Below are 16,534 nucleotides of genomic sequence, written 5' to 3' on the forward strand. Positions count from 1 at the left end.
AATGGTTCTGGATAAACTGTTTAACATTATCTGTGTCGCCTAAAATATTTTCCCTGTTGCTATGGTAGAGCAAATAGCCGAATTGATTATAAATAAAATATCGCAAATTTATTGGCTATTAACATAAAGATATATTTATAAAGCAGGAGAATACTCTAATAAAGAGAATAGGATCTTTGTGGGAAATAATTTGAATCCTGAAAGCGCCTCCAGCCCTTTTTAATGCCGACATCAAATACTACCTGCTAATATTTTGTAGGTAAAACAATATGGTAGACCAAAAGCGTAAGATTATGACTCTTATGGATGCATTTGCTCATCTGTTGATTTTACGCCGTAAGCAGCATGGACTATAACCACCAGACATTTAAGGATTTTATTATGTTGCTTCCTGTGATTTTGGCTGGCGGCGCCGGTAGCCGCCTGTGGCCGATGTCCCGTGAGCTTTATCCAAAACAGTTCCTGAGGCTGTACGGACAGAATACCCTGCTGCAGGAAACTATCTTGCGCCTCTCCGGTCTGGATATCCATGAGCCCATGATTATCTGTAATGCAGAACACGGGTTTCTGGTGGCTGAACAGCTCAGACAACTTAATAAGCTGTCGAAAAATATCATACTTGAACCGGTGGGGCGTAATACCGCTCCAGCTATCGCCCTGGCGGCTTTACAGGCCATACATAACGGCGACGACCCGCTGATGTTAGTGCTCGCGGCCGATCATATCATCAACAGCCAACAGCTCTTCCACGATGCCATTCGTGTCGCGGAACGCTATGCCGTGGCTGACCATCTGGTCACTTTCGGCATTGTGCCGAACGCTCCGGAAACCGGGTATGGCTATATCCATCGTGGCAACGCGCTAGTCGAAAGTGAACGCTCGCTTTACCGGGTCGCTCGCTTTGTGGAGAAACCTGACCTGGCACATGCCAAAGCCTATCTGAACTCCGGAGAATACTACTGGAACAGCGGTATGTTTATGTTCCGGGCGAAAAAGTATCTTTCTGAGCTAGCAAAATTCCGCCCCGATATTCTCAAAACTTGTACCGCTGCGGTGCGCGCAGCGGATAGAGGCAATAATTTTATCAGCATTCCGCTTGAGGTGTTCAGTACTTGCCCGGCGGAGTCCGTTGACTACGCAGTGATGGAAAAAACTGCCGATGCGGTGGTGGTAGGACTGAATACGGACTGGAGCGATGTCGGCTCCTGGTCCGCTTTGTGGGATGTTAGTCCTAAGGATGAGCAGAATAACGTGTTAACAGGTGATTCCTGGGTGCATAACACTCAGAACAGCTACGTCAACAGTGATGGAAAGTTGGTGGCGGCGATAGGTGTCCAGGATCTTGTGATTGTCAACACCAGGGATGCCGTATTGGTGATGAACAAAAATTGCTCTCAGGACGTGAAAAAGGTGGTTGAGCATCTGAAGCTGAACCAGCGCAGCGAATATAAGTGCCATCTGGAAACCTACTTTCCGTGGGGCTGCTGCGACGTGGTGGTGCAGACCCCGCGCTTCAACGTCAGGCGCATTACTCTCAAGCCTGGCGGGTCGCTCTCGATGCAGATGCACCATCACTACGCCGAACACTGGGTTATTCTCGCAGGAACCGGAAAAATCACTCTCAGCGGCAAACAATTTCTGCTCAACGAAAATCAGTCGACTTTTATTCCCATCGGTGTTGAGCACTGCCTGGAAAATCCGGGCTGCATTCCTCTCGAAATATTGGAAATCCAGTCAGTGCCTGGGTGAAAACGACATTACCCGTATTAAAGGCCAGTAGGTTGTTGCTAATTTTTTGCAGGACACAGATTTAGAATGACTCAGCTTAACTGTTTTAAATCCTACGATATTCGTGGCGAACTGGGCGAAGAACTGAATGACGATGTTGCCTACCGTATCGGCCGCGCCTATGGCGAGTTACTGAAACCACGTCAGGTGGTAGTAGGGGGGGACGTGCGACTGACTAGTGAGTCCCTGAAGCAGGCGCTAGCCAACGGATTGATGGATGCGGGTACCGACGTGCTGGATATTGGTCTGAGCGGTACCGAAGAGATTTATTTTGCCACTTTCTATTTGGGTTTGGATGGCGGAATTGAAGTAACGGCCAGCCACAACCCGATAAATTATAACGGTATGAAGCTGGTTAGGGAGAATGCAAAGCCCATCAGTGGTGATACCGGGCTGCGTGATATCCAGCGTCTGGCGGAGGATAACCGCTTTACGTCGATAGACTCCTCCCGCCGTGGCACTTTGCGCCAGATTTCCATCCTGCAGGAATATGTGGACCACTTGATGGGCTACGTAAATCTGGCGAACTTTACTCGTACGCTGAAACTGGTGGTGAACTCCGGTAACGGAACAGCAGGGCATGTCATTGACGAGATAGAAAAACGCTTTACCGCGGCGGGCGTACCGATGACCTTCGTTAAGATTCATCATCAGCCGGATGGTAACTTCCCGAACGGGATTCCCAACCCGCTGCTGCCTGAATGCCGACAGGACACATCGGATGCGGTGCAAGAACACGGGGCAGATATGGGTATCGCCTTTGATGGCGACTTCGATCGTTGCTTTATGTTTGATAACAATGGGGAATTTATCGAAGGTTATTATATTGTCGGCCTGTTAGCAGAAGCGTTCCTGCAAAAACAACCAGGGGCGAAAATCATTCATGATCCGCGCCTGACGTGGAATACGGTGGATATTGTGACTCGCTGCGGGGGGACGTCGGTGATGTCGAAAACAGGTCACGCGTTCATTAAGGAGCGGATGCGCCGGGAAGATGCGATATACGGCGGGGAGATGAGCGCGCACCACTACTTTCGGGATTTTGCTTACTGTGACAGTGGGATGATCCCATGGTTGTTGGTGACGGAACTGCTATGTCTGAAGGGGAATACATTAAAGACGCTGGTGGCGGATCGCCAGGCTGCGTATCCGGCGTCGGGTGAGATTAACCGCAGACTGGGCGATGCGGCGGCAGTGATAGCGCGCATTCGCGAGCGTTATGAGTCGGAGGCGGTGAAGGTAGACACAACGGATGGCATCAGCATCGAATATACGGACTGGCGTTTTAACCTGCGCTGCTCGAATACTGAGCAGATGGTACGTCTTAATGTGGAATCGAAAGCAGCCCCTGCGCTGATGAATGAGAAGACCGCCGAGTTGCTCAACATGCTAAAAGAGGAAACGCTGTGAGGCCTATGTTTTCAAGGATTTATCGCTATCGTGGTTTTATTATTGACAGTGTAAAGCGAGACTTTCAGGCCCGTTATCAAACCAGTTTTCTGGGCGTGGCGTGGCTGATTTTACAGCCTGTCGCTATGATTTCCGTGTATACGCTTATTTTTTCGGAACTAATGCGTACACGGTTGGCAGGTATGGATGGTCCCTTTGCCTATAGCATCTATTTATGTTCAGGGGTACTGACCTGGGGCTTTTTTACCGAAATGCTGAATAACCTTGTCAATATATTTCTGACTCATGCTAATATCCTTAAAAAAATGAGTTTTCCACGTATTTGTTTACCTGTTATTATTACCTCTTCAGCTTTTATTAATTTCTTAATTATATTCTTATTATTTATTGGGTTTCTCCTTATTACCGGGAATTTTCCTGGCTGGATTTTTTTCGAAGTTATTCCGGTATTAATAATTCAGGTGCTATTTACTCTTGGACTGGGGATTATCCTGGGAGTGTTGAATGTTTTTGTCCGCGATGTTGGGCAGTTCGTGAATGTTCTGCTGCAATTCTGGTTCTGGTTCACACCTATTGTTTATGTCTCCAAAACCCTGCCGGAATGGGTATCGGGATTTTTAGTATATAACCCTATGGTATCGATTATTGGCTCTTATCAGGATGTAATACTCTACCAACAACATCCTGACTGGATGGCGCTTTTTCCAGTAGCCATTATCTCTCTTATACTGTTTTTATTCGCCTGGCGTCTGTTTAAAAAACATTCGGCTGATATTGTGGACGAGATTTAAAGATGAGTATTAAAGTTCGAAACGTCGGTAAGGCGTATAAATACTATTCATCAAAATGGAATCGGGTGATTGAGAAGCTACTGCCTGGAGATAAACCGCAGCACAGTAAAAAATGGGTACTGAAAGATATTAGTTTCACCATTAAGCCGGGAGAATCTGTGGGTATTGTCGGCGTAAATGGTGCAGGGAAAAGTACTCTGTTGAAATTACTCACTGGTACTACGCAACCGACGAAAGGTTCTATTGAAATTCGGGGAAGAGTTGCAGCGCTACTTGAATTAGGGATGGGGTTTCATCCTGATTTTACCGGTACTCAGAACGTTTATATGTCCGGGCTAATGATGGGGCTAAGCCGAGAAGATATCGAGCGTTTGCTGCCGGAAATCGAAGCTTTTGCCGATATTGGTGATTATATCAATGAGCCTGCGCGCATCTATTCAAGCGGTATGCTTATGCGCCTCGCTTTCGCCGTCGCTACGGCGGCACGTCCGGATATTTTGATTGTTGATGAAGCGCTTTCGGTTGGCGATTCGCGTTTCCAGGCAAAATGTTACGCGCGTATCGCTGATTTCAAAAAACGAGGCACTACGCTGCTGCTGGTTTCGCACAGTGCTGGCGATATCGTTAAGCACTGCGAACGTGCCATTTTCCTGAAAGATGGTGATATTTGTATGGATGGTGCGGCGCGCGATGTAACTAACCGCTACCTGGACGAACTATTCGGTAAGCCTGGTAAGGCTGCGTCCAACCGGACAAAGAATAAAAGCTGGATCAGTGACCCGGCCATAAAAATGTCTCCGGAAAAGATTTCTGATGTTTATCACACTCGTCCGGGCTACAGGCCGGAAGAGTATCGTTGGGGGCAGGGTGGAGCGAAAATCATTGATTATCTTATTCAGAGTAATGGCGAAGATTTTCCACCTTCGCTTATCGGCAATCAGCAAGTCGATTTTATAATGAAGGTCATTTTTGAACACGATTTTGACTGTGTAGTGCCGGGACTATTGATTAAAACGCTTGATGGGTTATTTCTGTATGGCACAAATTCTTTTCTCGCATCTGAAGGGCGCGAAAATATTTCCGTATCCCGCGGTGATATCCGCGTATTTAAATTCAGCATTCCTGTCGACTTGAACAGCAGTGATTATTTGCTCTCATTCGGTATCTCCGAAGGGAATCCGCAAACCGATATGACCCCACTCGACAGGCGCTATGACTCCATCATATTACATGTCACCAGGAGTATGGATTTCTGGGGCATTATCGATCTTAAGGCAACGTTTAATAGTTACCAGTGAAGTTGAGATTACAATTACATGACTACTAACTTAGATAAATTAGTTAGCGAGCTACCTGAAATTTATCAGACAATTTTTGGTCATCCTGAATGGGATGGCGAAGCTGTGCGTGACTGCCATGAAAGACTGGCGCTGATTACTAAGCAGTACGACCATTTATCTCGTGAACTGGGTCGACCATTGCGAGTGCTCGATCTTGGCTGTGCTCAGGGCTTCTTCAGCCTTAGTCTCGCCAGCAGGGGGGCAAGCGTTGTTGGTATAGATTTTCAACAGGAAAATATTACTGTTTGTCAGGCCTTAGCGGATGAGTACCCGGTGTTAGATGTTACTTTCCGGGTTGGACGTATTGAAGATACCATCGCGGCGTTAAACGTGAACCAGTTCGATCTTGCTATTGGTTTGAGTGTTTTCCACCATATTGTACATCTCCACGGTGTGGAAGAAGTTAAACGGTTACTGTCGCGCCTGGCCGACTGCACACAAGCGATGATCCTTGAGTTAGCGGTAAAAGAAGAGCCATTGTTCTGGTATATTTCTCAGCCGCATGATCCCCGTGAATTGATTGAACAATGCGCGTTTTATCGCGTGATTGGGCAGTTTAATACCCATCTTTCTCCCGTGCCGCGACCTATGTTCCTGATAAGCAATACTCATGTGATACTGGAGAATTTCAACCAGCCATTTGAGCGCTGGCAGGATCACCCGTATGCGGGAGCTGGTTTTGCGCATAAAAAGAGCCGACGCTATTATTTCGGCGAAAATTATATCTGTAAGCTTTTCTATTATAATACTCCTGACGATTTATTAACCGTCGAAGAGAGACAGCGCAATCGGGAAGAGTTAAACAACGAAGCGAAAATACTTACCCATCCGCCGCGAGGTTTTAAAGCACCTAAGTTGCTGGCGTATGGCAATAATGATCACTTTGGCTGGCTGGTAATGGAGAAATTATCAGGTCGCCTGTTAAGCGATATGCTAAGAGCTGGTGAAACCCCCGATCGTGAAAAAATTCTGCAGTCATTGCTCATGGAACTGGTTAAGCTGGAGAAACAAGGACTATGGCACGATGATATCCGTCTCTGGAATGTAATGGTTGATAGTCAGCAAAAGGCCTTTCTGATTGACTTTGGATCTATCGTTAAAATCCCGCGCGACTGTAGTTGGCCGCCAAATATCGTTCAGTCCTTTTTCATTTTTGTAAATGAACTGTTTGATGAACAGCGAAGCTGGAAGGGATTATGGCGTTCCGCGCCGTTGCACCCCTTTAATTTACCGCAACCCTGGTCAAATTGGTTATACGCCGTATGGCAAAAGCCAGTTGATACGTGGAGTTTTACCCTGTTGGCACAGTTGTTTAAAACCAAAGATCGGCTTCCGGCGCCGGAAAGTAATATCAGCGCCATTGAGCAATGGATTACCGCCCAGGAGACGGTGCTGCTGGAAAGCCAAACCCGCCTGCGTAACGAGGTGGCTCATTGTGAACAACTGAGTCAGCAGATGTATCAACTTAATACGCAGATGATCCAGCTTGAGCACGATATGGCTGCGCTGACGGAAACAAAGACAGAATCTGATATCGCTGTCATGGCCGGGGCTGGTTCCAGGAGGGGGGAAAGCGAGCTGAAATGGCTTATTGAACACGTTGAACAGCTTGATAATTTACTACAACAGGCCCGGTGCCAGCCAGCGGAAGCTGTGTCGTTGCCGCCTGAGACAGCGATATTACAGGAGAAGCTGGCGGCAGCCCATCAAGATATTCATCATTTAAAAAATGTAAAACATCAGTTGCGCCATGAAATAGACAAAATTCATCGCAGCCGTTCATGGCGAATGACCCGTTGTTACCGTTATGCCGGCCTACAGATTCATTTGCTACGGCAGTATGGTTTTAGCCAGCGCTGTAAACATCTGGTAAAACGAATCCTACAGTTTGCATTTTCGTTCCTGCGTAAACATCCCAAAGTGAAGTATAACGCGGTAAACACTTTACATAAGTTAGGACTTTATCAACCCGCATACCAGCTCTACCGCCGAATGAATCCGTTGCCGGATAGCCAGTACCAGGCCAGCACGCAGCAGGTTGCGCAGACCGAGTTACAGGTATTGCATCCTGAAATGTTGCCGCCAGCAGTCCATGAAATTTATCTCAAACTAACTAAAAATAATTAAGGAGATCACCTTGCACATTTTGATTGATGTCCAGGGATACCAGTCGGAAAGTAGATTCCGCGGAATCGGACGTAGTACTCTGGCTATGAGCCGTGCCATTATTCAAAATTCAGAAGGACACCGCGTTAGTATTTTGATAAATGGCATGTACCCCATTGACAATATTAATAATGTCAAAAAAGCCTACCACGATATCCTGGCTGATGAGGATATGTTCATCTTTTCCGCGGCTGGCCCAACCGCCTATTGTAATACCGATAATCATGGTCGCAGCAAAGCTGCGCTGGCGGCGAGAGACATAGCGATCGCTAATATTAATCCTGATATCGTTTACATCATTAATTTATTTGAAGGACATAGTGATAACTACACTGTCTCCATACCTGTTGATAACGTGCCGTGGAAAACAGTTTGTGTATGCCATGACTTGATTCCGTTGCTCAATTCGGAGCACTATCTTCGCGATCCTAATTTCCGCGAGTTTTATATGAATAAACTCGCAGAGTTTGAACAGGCTGATGCCTTCTTTGCCATTTCACAATCCGCAGCGCAGGAGCTTATTGAATATACAAATGTTCCCGCATCTCGCGTGCACCATATCTCTTCTGCGGTTGGCGAAGAGTTTGGCCCCCAGGAGTACTCGGCCGATGAGATTTTAGTCCTGAAAAAAAAGTATAAACTTCCTGATGAATACATTTTAACCCTGGCGATGATCGAGCCGCGAAAAAATATCGAAGCGTTAATTAAGGCTTATAGTCAATTACCAAAATCCCTGCAGCAACGTTATCCAATGGTGTTGGCATACAAGGTGGATCCGGACGACCTGGAACGCATCTTAACCCTGGCGGAGAACTATGGATTAGCTCGTAATCAGCTTATTTTTACCGGCTTTCTGGCTAATGACGATTTGATTGCTCTCTATACGTTATGCAAGCTGTTTGTGTTTCCATCGCTGCATGAGGGGTTCGGCCTGCCGCCGCTGGAAGCAATGCGCTGCGGGGCTGCGACGCTGGGCTCTAACGTAACCAGCCTGCCGGAAGTTATCGGCTGGGATGAGGCGATGTTCGATCCGCGGGACGTGAACGATATTCGTCAGTTGATGGAAAAAGCCCTTACCGATGACGCCTTTTTCATTGCTCTGAAAGCACACGCGTTAACGCAGTCGGCAAAGTTTTCCTGGGCTAATACGGCGAAACTGGCTATCGACGGTTTTAGCCGATTACTGATGGAGAAAAAGGACCACGTTCCGCTTTCTGTTGCCGATATTTGCGCTTCCCGATTTGCAGCAATACAGGAAATTGATGTATTGAGCGAGGTTGATCGCCTTGGCCTGGCGTGGGCGGTAGCGCGTAATAGCTTTAAAAAACATCAGCGCAAGCTGTTGGTGGATATTTCCGTATTAGTGAAACACGATGCAAAGACCGGCATTCAACGCGTATCGCGTAGTATTCTTAGCGAGCTGTTGAAATCTGGTGTAGAAGGGTATGAGGTCAGCGCTGTTTACTACACGCCTGGTGAATGCTACCGCTACGCTAACGCCTATCTTTCCAGGCATTTCAACTGTGAATTCGCTTCTGATGAGCCCGTGTTATTCAGTAAGGATGATATTCTCATTGTTACCGATCGGACTGAGCATTTGTTTTCGAAAGGGGCTACACCAATTGATTATATCCGCTCGGCTGGCGCATTCGTCTGTTTCCTGATGCACGATATTTTACCTCTAAGACGGCCCGAATGGAGTGTTGAAGGTATTCAACGCGAATTCCCAATTTGGCTATCCTGCCTTGCGGAGCATGCCGACCGACTGATTTGCGTCTCAGCGAGCGTGGCGGAAGACGTAAAGCTCTGGATTGCCGAAAACAACCACTGGGTAAATGCTAACCCCTTATTGAAGATAAGTAATTTCCATCTCGGTGCCGACATTGATAATAGTTTACCCTCAACGGGTATGCCGGAAAACGCCGATGAGTTGCTGGCAAAAGTAGCGGCTGAGCCGTCTTTTATCATGGTTGGCACTATAGAGCCGAGGAAGGGACATGCGCAAACGCTGGCCGCTTTTGAGCAACTGTGGCAGCAGGGTAAAAACGATAATCTTTTTATTATTGGTAAGCAGGGATGGAAAGTTGACGCGCTGTGCGAACGCCTACGCCATCACCCGCAACTAAATAAAAAACTGTTCTGGTTACAGAACATTAGCGATGAGTTTTTATCGAAACTATATACACAATCGCGCGCGCTGATTTTCGCCTCGTTAGGAGAAGGATTCGGCTTACCGTTGATTGAGGCGGCACAGAAAAAACTACCGGTGATTATTCGTGATATCCCAGTATTTAGAGAGATTGCTCAACAGCACGCATTTTATTTTTCCGGTGAGGCGCCGGAAAATATTGCTAAAGCTATTGAAGAATGGTTAATTCTTTATGAACAAAATATTCATCCTCGTTCAGAAAATATAAACTGGTTAACCTGGAAGCAGAGCACTCAATTTCTGTTGGAAAATCTACCAATTATATCACCTGCCGTGAATAAATAATTACTTTCAAGCGGGGCGGTTGGTACCGTCCTGCTATGAACTGATTATGAAAATAATATTTGCAACTGAACCTATTAAATATCCATTAACGGGTATTGGCCGCTATTCTTTTGAACTGGTTAAGCAACTTGCTGTCGCTAGTGAGATTGAAGAGTTAAAGCTATTTCACGGCACTACATTTATTGATCAAATACCATTATCTGGAAATAAAGGGGATAATAAAAAAAACAATCATCATCGATTGTCAGCTTTTTTGCGTCGTCAACCATTACTGATTGACGCCTATTTTATGATGCACCCACGGCATCAGGCATGGGCATTGCGTAATTATAAAGATTACATTTTTCACGGTCCTAATTTTTACCTACCATATCGGCTTGAGCGCGCAGTGGCAACATTCCATGATATTTCGATATTTACCTGCCCGGAGTATCATCCGCAAGATCGTGTTCGTTATATGGAGAAATCGCTGCGCGAAAGTTTATCCTCGGCAAAACTGATTTTGACCGTTTCTGACTTTTCCCGTCAGGAAATGATACGCATGTTCAATTATCCATCAGAGAGAATTATTACAACCACTTTAGCCTGCAGTAGTGATTATATTCCACGTCGTCAGATGGAATGTCAGGCTGTACTACAAAAATATCAATTGGAGTGGCAATGTTATGGTCTATATATTGGCACTCTGGAGCCGCGAAAAAATATTCGCGGCCTGTTGCAGGCATACCAGATGCTGCCGATGGAAACGCGTATGCGATATCCTTTAATCCTGTGTGGCTATCACGGCTGGGAAGACGATACTCTTTGGCAGATTGTCGAAAAGAGTAAGCGTGAAGGCTGGCTTCGCTATTTAGGCTATGTTCCTGATAATGACCTTCCTTATTTATACGCAGCAGCCAGGTCTTTTATTTACCCCTCATTTTATGAGGGATTCGGATTACCTGTTCTTGAAGCAATGTCCTGCGGTATTCCGGTCGTGAGTTCCAATGTTAGTTCTCTGCCTGAAGTAGCCGGTGACGCGGGGTTATTATCTGAACCCAATGATATAGATGCGATAAGTGCTCATATTTTACAAAGTCTACAGGATGAACAGTGGCGGAAAACGGCTATAGCACGCGGTTTTGTTCAGGCCCGGCAGTTTTCCTGGGAAAACTGCGCAGCCCAGACCATCAATGCCTATAAATTGATTTAAGGGTATATGTTGAGAGTTTTACACGTCTATAAGACCTATTATCCTGATACCTATGGTGGTATTGAGCAGGTCATTTACCAGTTGTCTCAGGGCCTTGCCCAACAGGGAATATCTACCGATGTATTTACTTTTAGTCCGGATAAAAATACTGGCCCTGTTGTTTATGAGGATCATCGGGTCATTTATAATAAGCAATTAACTGAAGTCGCTTCCACGCCGTTTTCCCTACAGGCAATAAAGCGGTTTAAAAAAATTAAAGATAACTACGACATTATTAATTACCATTTCCCATTTCCATTTATGGATATTTTGCATCTGAGCACACGTCCGGATGCCAAAACGGTAGTCACTTATCATTCTGATATCGTGAAACAAAAGCGGTTAATGAAGTTGTATCAACCATTACAGCATCGCTTTCTTTCAAGCGTTGATTGTATTGTGGCGTCATCTCCTAACTATGTGGCTTCCAGCCAGACGTTACAACAATACCTGGACAAAACGGTGGTCATACCTTTTGGTCTGCAACAGTATCATATTCAGCACGACCCGCTACGCTTGGCACACTGGCGCAAAACGGTTGGCGAGAATTTTTTCCTCTTTGTCGGCACTTTTCGCTATTACAAGGGATTGCACATTTTGCTGGATGCCGCTGAACAAAGCCAACTGGCGGTTGTCATCGTTGGCGGCGGGCCGCTGGAAACCGAGGTGCTACGTGAAGCGAAACTTCGCGGGCTGCGTAACGTCATTTTTACCGGCAGGCTCAATGATGAGGATAAATATATTCTCTTTCAACTTTGCCGTGGCGTCGTGTTTCCATCGCATCTGCGATCTGAAGCCTTTGGCATCACTCTGCTGGAAGGTGCGCGATTTGCAAGGCCGCTTATCTCCTGCGAGATTGGTACCGGAACATCATTTATCAACCTTGATAAGGTTAACGGCTGTGTGATCCCACCGCACGACAGCGCTGCGTTGGTGGAGGCGATGAATGAATTGTGGCATAACGATGAGATCGCCCTGCGCTATGGCGAAAACTCACGTCATCGCTTTGAGAAGATGTTTACGGCCAGGCATATGATTGATGCTTACGTTAATCTCTATCTCACTTTACTGGAACAAAAAACCTGATCTGCCCGTTACCGCTGTCATGACGGAATAGGACATTAATGAATATATGTAATGTACATTACAAAGTTAAAAAAAGAAGTAGTTCGTTTCACTTCACTTATTTAACTCCGGGGAATGGATTGATGGTTTCCATAAAATGGCAATTTTTTCAACAACTGTCACATTGAACGGCACTGATGATTACACGTTATTATGTTGTGAAGCGCCTGCCACAGGACGTTGATGATGCTAATGGCGGCGGTTTTAGCACGTTCCAGCAGCGATGCTGGAGTTGTCGGATAAAAAATATCATGATCAAAGCGATAGCGACGGCGCTGTAGCTGAAAGACGATGTTATCATAGTGCGCGGCGCAGCCCCTTAATCACCTGTTAACAAAGGATATTATCATGCCTGAAGGCCCGGAAATTCGTCGTGCGGCGGATAACCTGGAGGCGGCAATCAAAGGCAAACCCTTAACCGATGTCTGGTTTGCCTTTGCACAGTTAAAACCGTATGAATCGCAACTTACCGGTCAAATTGTTACCCGGATAGAGACGCGGGGAAAAGCGTTATTGACCCACTTTTCAAATGGCCTGACGCTCTACAGCCACAACCAACTCTATGGCGTATGGCGGGTGATCGATACCGGTGAAATACCACAGACCACGCGTATATTGCGCGTCAGGCTACAAACGGCGGATAAAACTATTCTGCTTTATAGCGCGTCTGATATCGAAATGCTGACAGCAGAGCAGCTCACGACACACCCCTTTTTACAGCGAGTCGGCCCGGATGTGCTGGACGTGCGTCTCACTCCGGAAGAGGTTAAAGCTCGATTGCTGTCGCCGCGTTTTCGCAACCGACAATTTTCCGGACTGTTGCTGGATCAGGGCTTTCTGGCGGGATTGGGGAATTATCTGCGCGTTGAAATCCTCTGGCAGGTAGGGTTAACCGGACAGCATAAAGCGAAAGATCTCAACGAGGCGCAACTGAATGCGCTTTCTTACGCGCTGTTGGATATTCCGCGCCTGTCCTACACGACTCGCGGTCAGGCGGATGAAAACAAACATCATGGCGCACTGTTTCGCTTTAAGGTTTTCCACCGTGACGGCGAAGCGTGCGAGCGGTGCGGCGGCATTATTGAAAAGACAACATTGTCCTCACGCCCGTTTTACTGGTGCCCGCATTGCCAGAAATAGCCGGAACCGCCATCGGCGAGCGGCTATTGCCTGATGGCGCGACGCTTATCAGCCCTACAAAGGTTGTTTGGGCGCATAGGTTGAAATAAAACGAGCCACTGCTGGCCCAGTTAACAGAATACTGAACAGCCGTAGGGTTTGCATTGCCATGATGAGCGCCATATCGGCACTGCTTCCTGCCGCGATCGCGGCAACCGTATCCAGACCACCGGGACTGGTGGCGAGATAAGCCGTCATAAAATCAATCTGCATGTAGTAAGCCATTCCCCACGCCATCGCGGCGCAAATCGCCATCAGCGCGAAAATTGACAATAAGATTTGCGGCAATGGCCGCAGCGCCATAAAAAAAACCTGTCTGTCAAAACCCAGCCCAATACGCCAGCCTATCGCCATATACGCCACGGCCAGCAGCCATTCGGGTAATTCAATCTCAATGATGCCTTGCGAATGGAGAAGCGCGCCTGCCAACATGGGGAGCAGCATCGTGCCGGAAGGGATACGCATCAGGCGACCGGCAATGCCCGCCACGATCGCTAATAGCAGCGTCGTCAATACATTACCGCTAAGCGGCGGAAACCAGATCACCTGTTGGCTGACCGCTGCCGCGCTGTCGCCGAGTATCAGGCGTGTCACCAGCACCGCCGCGCCAGCCACAAACAGTACCCGTAGATACTGCATAAACGCCACCAGGCGGATATCCGCCCCGTAATCTTGCGCCATCGCTACCATTGCCGCCGCGCCGCCCGGCGATGACCCCCATGCGCCGGTGTTGCCGGGCAGCGAGCTGTACCGTACCAGCAGCCAGCCGACTACCGCGCTGGAAAGCAGCGTCACCAGCAACACTAAAAGCACGACCGGCCAGTAGAGGGCGAGGGTGGTCAATATCGAACCGGTTAGATTTTGGGCGATCATACAGCCGAGAATCGCCTGCGCGGCGAGAAAAATACCGCGCGGAAGTTGTAGCGTACTACCTCGCAAACTCAACACGATACCCGCAATCATTGGACCGAGCAGCATTGCCGCCGGAAGGTGCAGCCAGAGAAAAATAAGGGAAATAAGCAGCGATAACAGGAACAGCAAAAACCACTGCAGAATCGGCATTCCATGCTCCCTGAATGATATTTAGCGAAACCTTAATTAATCATAGAGAGTAACGGGGTAAGAATAAAATAATGAGGATAAGAAAAAAGGAAAATGTACCGGATGGCGAGGGTTGCGTCGCCATCCGGTTGTCAATTAACGCTTCAGCGCCGATTTAAAATCGCGTTTATCGTAGCCGGTATACAGCTGACGAGGACGGGCGATTTTCATGCCGTCAGTGTGCATTTCATTCCAGTGTGCAATCCAGCCAACGGTACGCGCCATGGCGAAGATCACGGTGAACATGGAGGACGGAATGCCCATCGCTTTCAGAATGATGCCGGAGTAGAAGTCTACGTTCGGGTACAGTTTCTTCTCGATGAAGTACGGGTCGTTGAGCGCAATGTGCTCAAGCTCCATGGCCACTTCCAGTAGATCGTCTTTGGTACCCAGTTCTTTCAGCACTTCGTGGCAGGTTTCACGCATCACGGTGGCGCGCGGATCGTAGTTTTTGTAAACACGGTGACCGAAGCCCATCAGGCGGAAAGAATCATTCTTGTCTTTCGCACGGCGAACAAATTCCGGAATGTGTTTAACAGAGCTGATTTCTTCCAGCATTTTCAGCGCGGCTTCGTTGGCGCCGCCGTGCGCGGGTCCCCACAGGGAGGCGATCCCGGCGGCAATGCAGGCGAACGGGTTGGCGCCGCTTGAACCTGCGGTACGTACCGTTGACGTAGAGGCGTTCTGCTCATGGTCAGCGTGCAGGATCAGAATACGATCCATCGCGCGCTCCAGTACCGGATTCACTTCATAGGTTTCACACGGCGTGGAGAACATCATGTTCAGGAAGTTACCGGCGTAGGAAAGGTCGTTGCGCGGATAAACAAACGGCTGACCGATGGAATATTTGTAACACATCGCCGCCATGGTCGGCATTTTGGACAGCAGGCGGAACGCCGCGATTTCACGGTGACGCGGATTGTTCACATCCAGCGAGTCGTGGTAGAACGCCGCCAGCGCGCCAGTGATCCCGCACATTACCGCCATCGGATGTGAGTCGCGACGGAAAGCATGGAACAGGCGAGTGATTTGCTCATGGATCATCGTATGGCGGGTGACTGTCGTTCTGAACTCGTCATACTCTTCCTGCGTCGGTTTTTCGCCGTACAGCAGGATGTAACAGACTTCCAGATAGTTGGAATCGGTAGCAAGCTGGTCAATCGGGAAACCGCGATGCAACAAAATGCCTTCGTCGCCGTCGATGAAGGTGATTTTAGATTCGCAGGATGCGGTAGAGGTGAAACCAGGGTCAAAAGTAAAAACTCCTTTTGAACCGAGACTACGAATATCAATAACATCTTGACCGAGTGTACCTTTTAGCACATCCAGTTCAATAGCAGTGTCACCAGTAAGGGTGATTTTTGCCTTTGTATCAGCCATTTACGGTCTCCTTAGCGCCTTATTGCTTAAGACTGCCGGAACTCAGACTTGCCTTCTCCACGTCATCTTCCTCGTCGTTAGTGCAGGGAAGATTCTGTGTATGCATCAATCAACCGTTACCAGTTTGTTATTTGGCTCGCCGCTCTGTGAAAGAGGGGATGACCTGGGTACAGAGCAATGGGCGCTTGCAGGTAACGGATTGATTAATTTCGAATTAGCAGCAAATCAGGAACGTAGCAATCCGAGTAATGTAACCTGTCTATCACTAATAACTGTCCTGAAAGAATGGGTCAATATCATTGTACTGTTGCATAACTTATTAACTGGTGAAAGAGTGACCCCATAACTTTTACGCATTATATGCTTTTTCTGGTGTTGTTTGTAACAATTTTGTTTAATGTTTGTCAAATCAGATGATTGAAAATTAAAAAAATGTTGTTATCGTGACCTGTGTCACTGTTCAGGATAAAACCCGACAAACTATATGTAGGTTAATTGTAATGATTTTGTGAACGTCCTATACTGCCGC

General features: G+C 47.4%; 12 protein-coding genes and 2 pseudogenes. 11 read left to right on the top strand and 3 right to left on the bottom strand.

What is annotated here, in order from left to right; all coding sequences use genetic code 11:
* Positions 1-381: 381 nt before the first annotated feature.
* The 8 genes and pseudogenes from ACLD4K_RS14650 to ACLD4K_RS14685 all read left to right on the top strand — a co-directional run bounded on the left by ACLD4K_RS14650 (position 382) and on the right by ACLD4K_RS14685 (position 12,306).
* Positions 382-1,780, top strand: a pseudogene (locus tag ACLD4K_RS14650) (mannose-1-phosphate guanylyltransferase/mannose-6-phosphate isomerase).
* A 35-nt stretch (positions 1,781-1,815) separates the two neighbouring features.
* Entirely contained in the window at positions 1,816-3,198 is a 1,383-nt protein-coding gene (gene cpsG, locus ACLD4K_RS14655) for a phosphomannomutase CpsG (protein ID WP_411012062.1), read from the top strand.
* A gap of 5 nt (positions 3,199-3,203) precedes the next feature.
* The gene (locus ACLD4K_RS14660; RefSeq protein WP_411012063.1) at positions 3,204-3,989 is read left to right on the top strand and encodes an ABC transporter permease; all 786 of its coding nucleotides are present in this window, start codon (positions 3,204-3,206) and stop codon (positions 3,987-3,989) included.
* Between the two features lie 2 nt (positions 3,990-3,991).
* Complete coding sequence (locus tag ACLD4K_RS14665) at positions 3,992-5,287, top strand: ABC transporter ATP-binding protein (RefSeq protein ID WP_411012064.1); 1,296 nt, start codon at positions 3,992-3,994, stop codon at positions 5,285-5,287.
* A gap of 18 nt (positions 5,288-5,305) precedes the next feature.
* Positions 5,306-7,456, top strand: coding sequence for a methyltransferase domain-containing protein (locus ACLD4K_RS14670; protein ID WP_411012065.1), 2,151 nt, complete (start codon positions 5,306-5,308; stop codon positions 7,454-7,456).
* Positions 7,457-7,466: 10 nt separating this feature from the next.
* Positions 7,467-9,989 (top strand): glycosyltransferase family 4 protein, encoded by a 2,523-nt coding sequence (locus ACLD4K_RS14675; RefSeq protein WP_411012066.1) that lies wholly within the window; start codon positions 7,467-7,469, stop codon positions 9,987-9,989.
* Positions 9,990-10,035: 46 nt separating this feature from the next.
* On the top strand, positions 10,036-11,181 hold the full coding sequence (locus ACLD4K_RS14680) for a glycosyltransferase family 4 protein (RefSeq protein ID WP_220536539.1): 1,146 nt from the start codon (positions 10,036-10,038) through the stop codon (positions 11,179-11,181).
* Between the two features lie 9 nt (positions 11,182-11,190).
* Positions 11,191-12,306: a glycosyltransferase family 4 protein gene (locus ACLD4K_RS14685; protein WP_411012070.1), complete on the top strand. Its 1,116-nt coding sequence runs from the start codon at positions 11,191-11,193 to the stop codon at positions 12,304-12,306.
* Positions 12,307-12,403: 97 nt separating this feature from the next.
* Here the strand turns inward: ACLD4K_RS14685 and ACLD4K_RS14690 are convergent.
* Positions 12,404-12,524 (bottom strand): annotated as a pseudogene (locus ACLD4K_RS14690) (IS630 family transposase); the annotation flags it as partial.
* Here ACLD4K_RS14690 and ACLD4K_RS14695 point away from each other — a divergent pair.
* Together ACLD4K_RS14695 and nei are read left to right on the top strand one after the other, a co-directional pair.
* A complete protein-coding gene (locus tag ACLD4K_RS14695; protein WP_411012067.1) occupies positions 12,483-12,626 on the top strand; it encodes a hypothetical protein in 144 nt (47 codons plus the stop codon). The pseudogene ACLD4K_RS14690 and the gene ACLD4K_RS14695 overlap by 42 nt on opposite strands.
* A 67-nt stretch (positions 12,627-12,693) precedes the next feature.
* Positions 12,694-13,485 (top strand): endonuclease VIII, encoded by a 792-nt coding sequence (gene nei / locus ACLD4K_RS14700; RefSeq protein ID WP_411012068.1) that lies wholly within the window; start codon positions 12,694-12,696, stop codon positions 13,483-13,485.
* A 54-nt stretch (positions 13,486-13,539) separates the two neighbouring features.
* Here nei and ACLD4K_RS14705 read toward each other — a convergent pair whose 3' ends face one another.
* Both ACLD4K_RS14705 and ACLD4K_RS14710 read right to left on the bottom strand, forming a co-directional pair.
* Positions 13,540-14,586 (bottom strand): AbrB family transcriptional regulator, encoded by a 1,047-nt coding sequence (locus ACLD4K_RS14705; RefSeq protein ID WP_023237461.1) that lies wholly within the window; start codon positions 14,584-14,586, stop codon positions 13,540-13,542.
* Between the two features lie 135 nt (positions 14,587-14,721).
* Positions 14,722-16,005 carry a citrate synthase gene (locus tag ACLD4K_RS14710; protein WP_000785811.1) on the bottom strand — a complete coding sequence of 428 codons (1,284 nt, stop codon included), beginning with the start codon at positions 16,003-16,005 and terminating at the stop codon, positions 14,722-14,724.
* A gap of 100 nt (positions 16,006-16,105) precedes the next feature.
* Here ACLD4K_RS14710 and ACLD4K_RS14715 point away from each other — a divergent pair, with 100 nt between their 5' ends.
* Positions 16,106-16,351: a hypothetical protein gene (locus ACLD4K_RS14715; RefSeq protein WP_001539488.1), complete on the top strand. Its 246-nt coding sequence runs from the start codon at positions 16,106-16,108 to the stop codon at positions 16,349-16,351.
* The last annotated feature ends 183 nt before the right edge of the window (positions 16,352-16,534 follow it).

The sequence above is a fragment of the Salmonella sp. 741265055_HSA genome (assembly GCF_046569525.1).
Classification (GTDB): Bacteria; Pseudomonadota; Gammaproteobacteria; order Enterobacterales; family Enterobacteriaceae; genus Salmonella; species Salmonella enterica.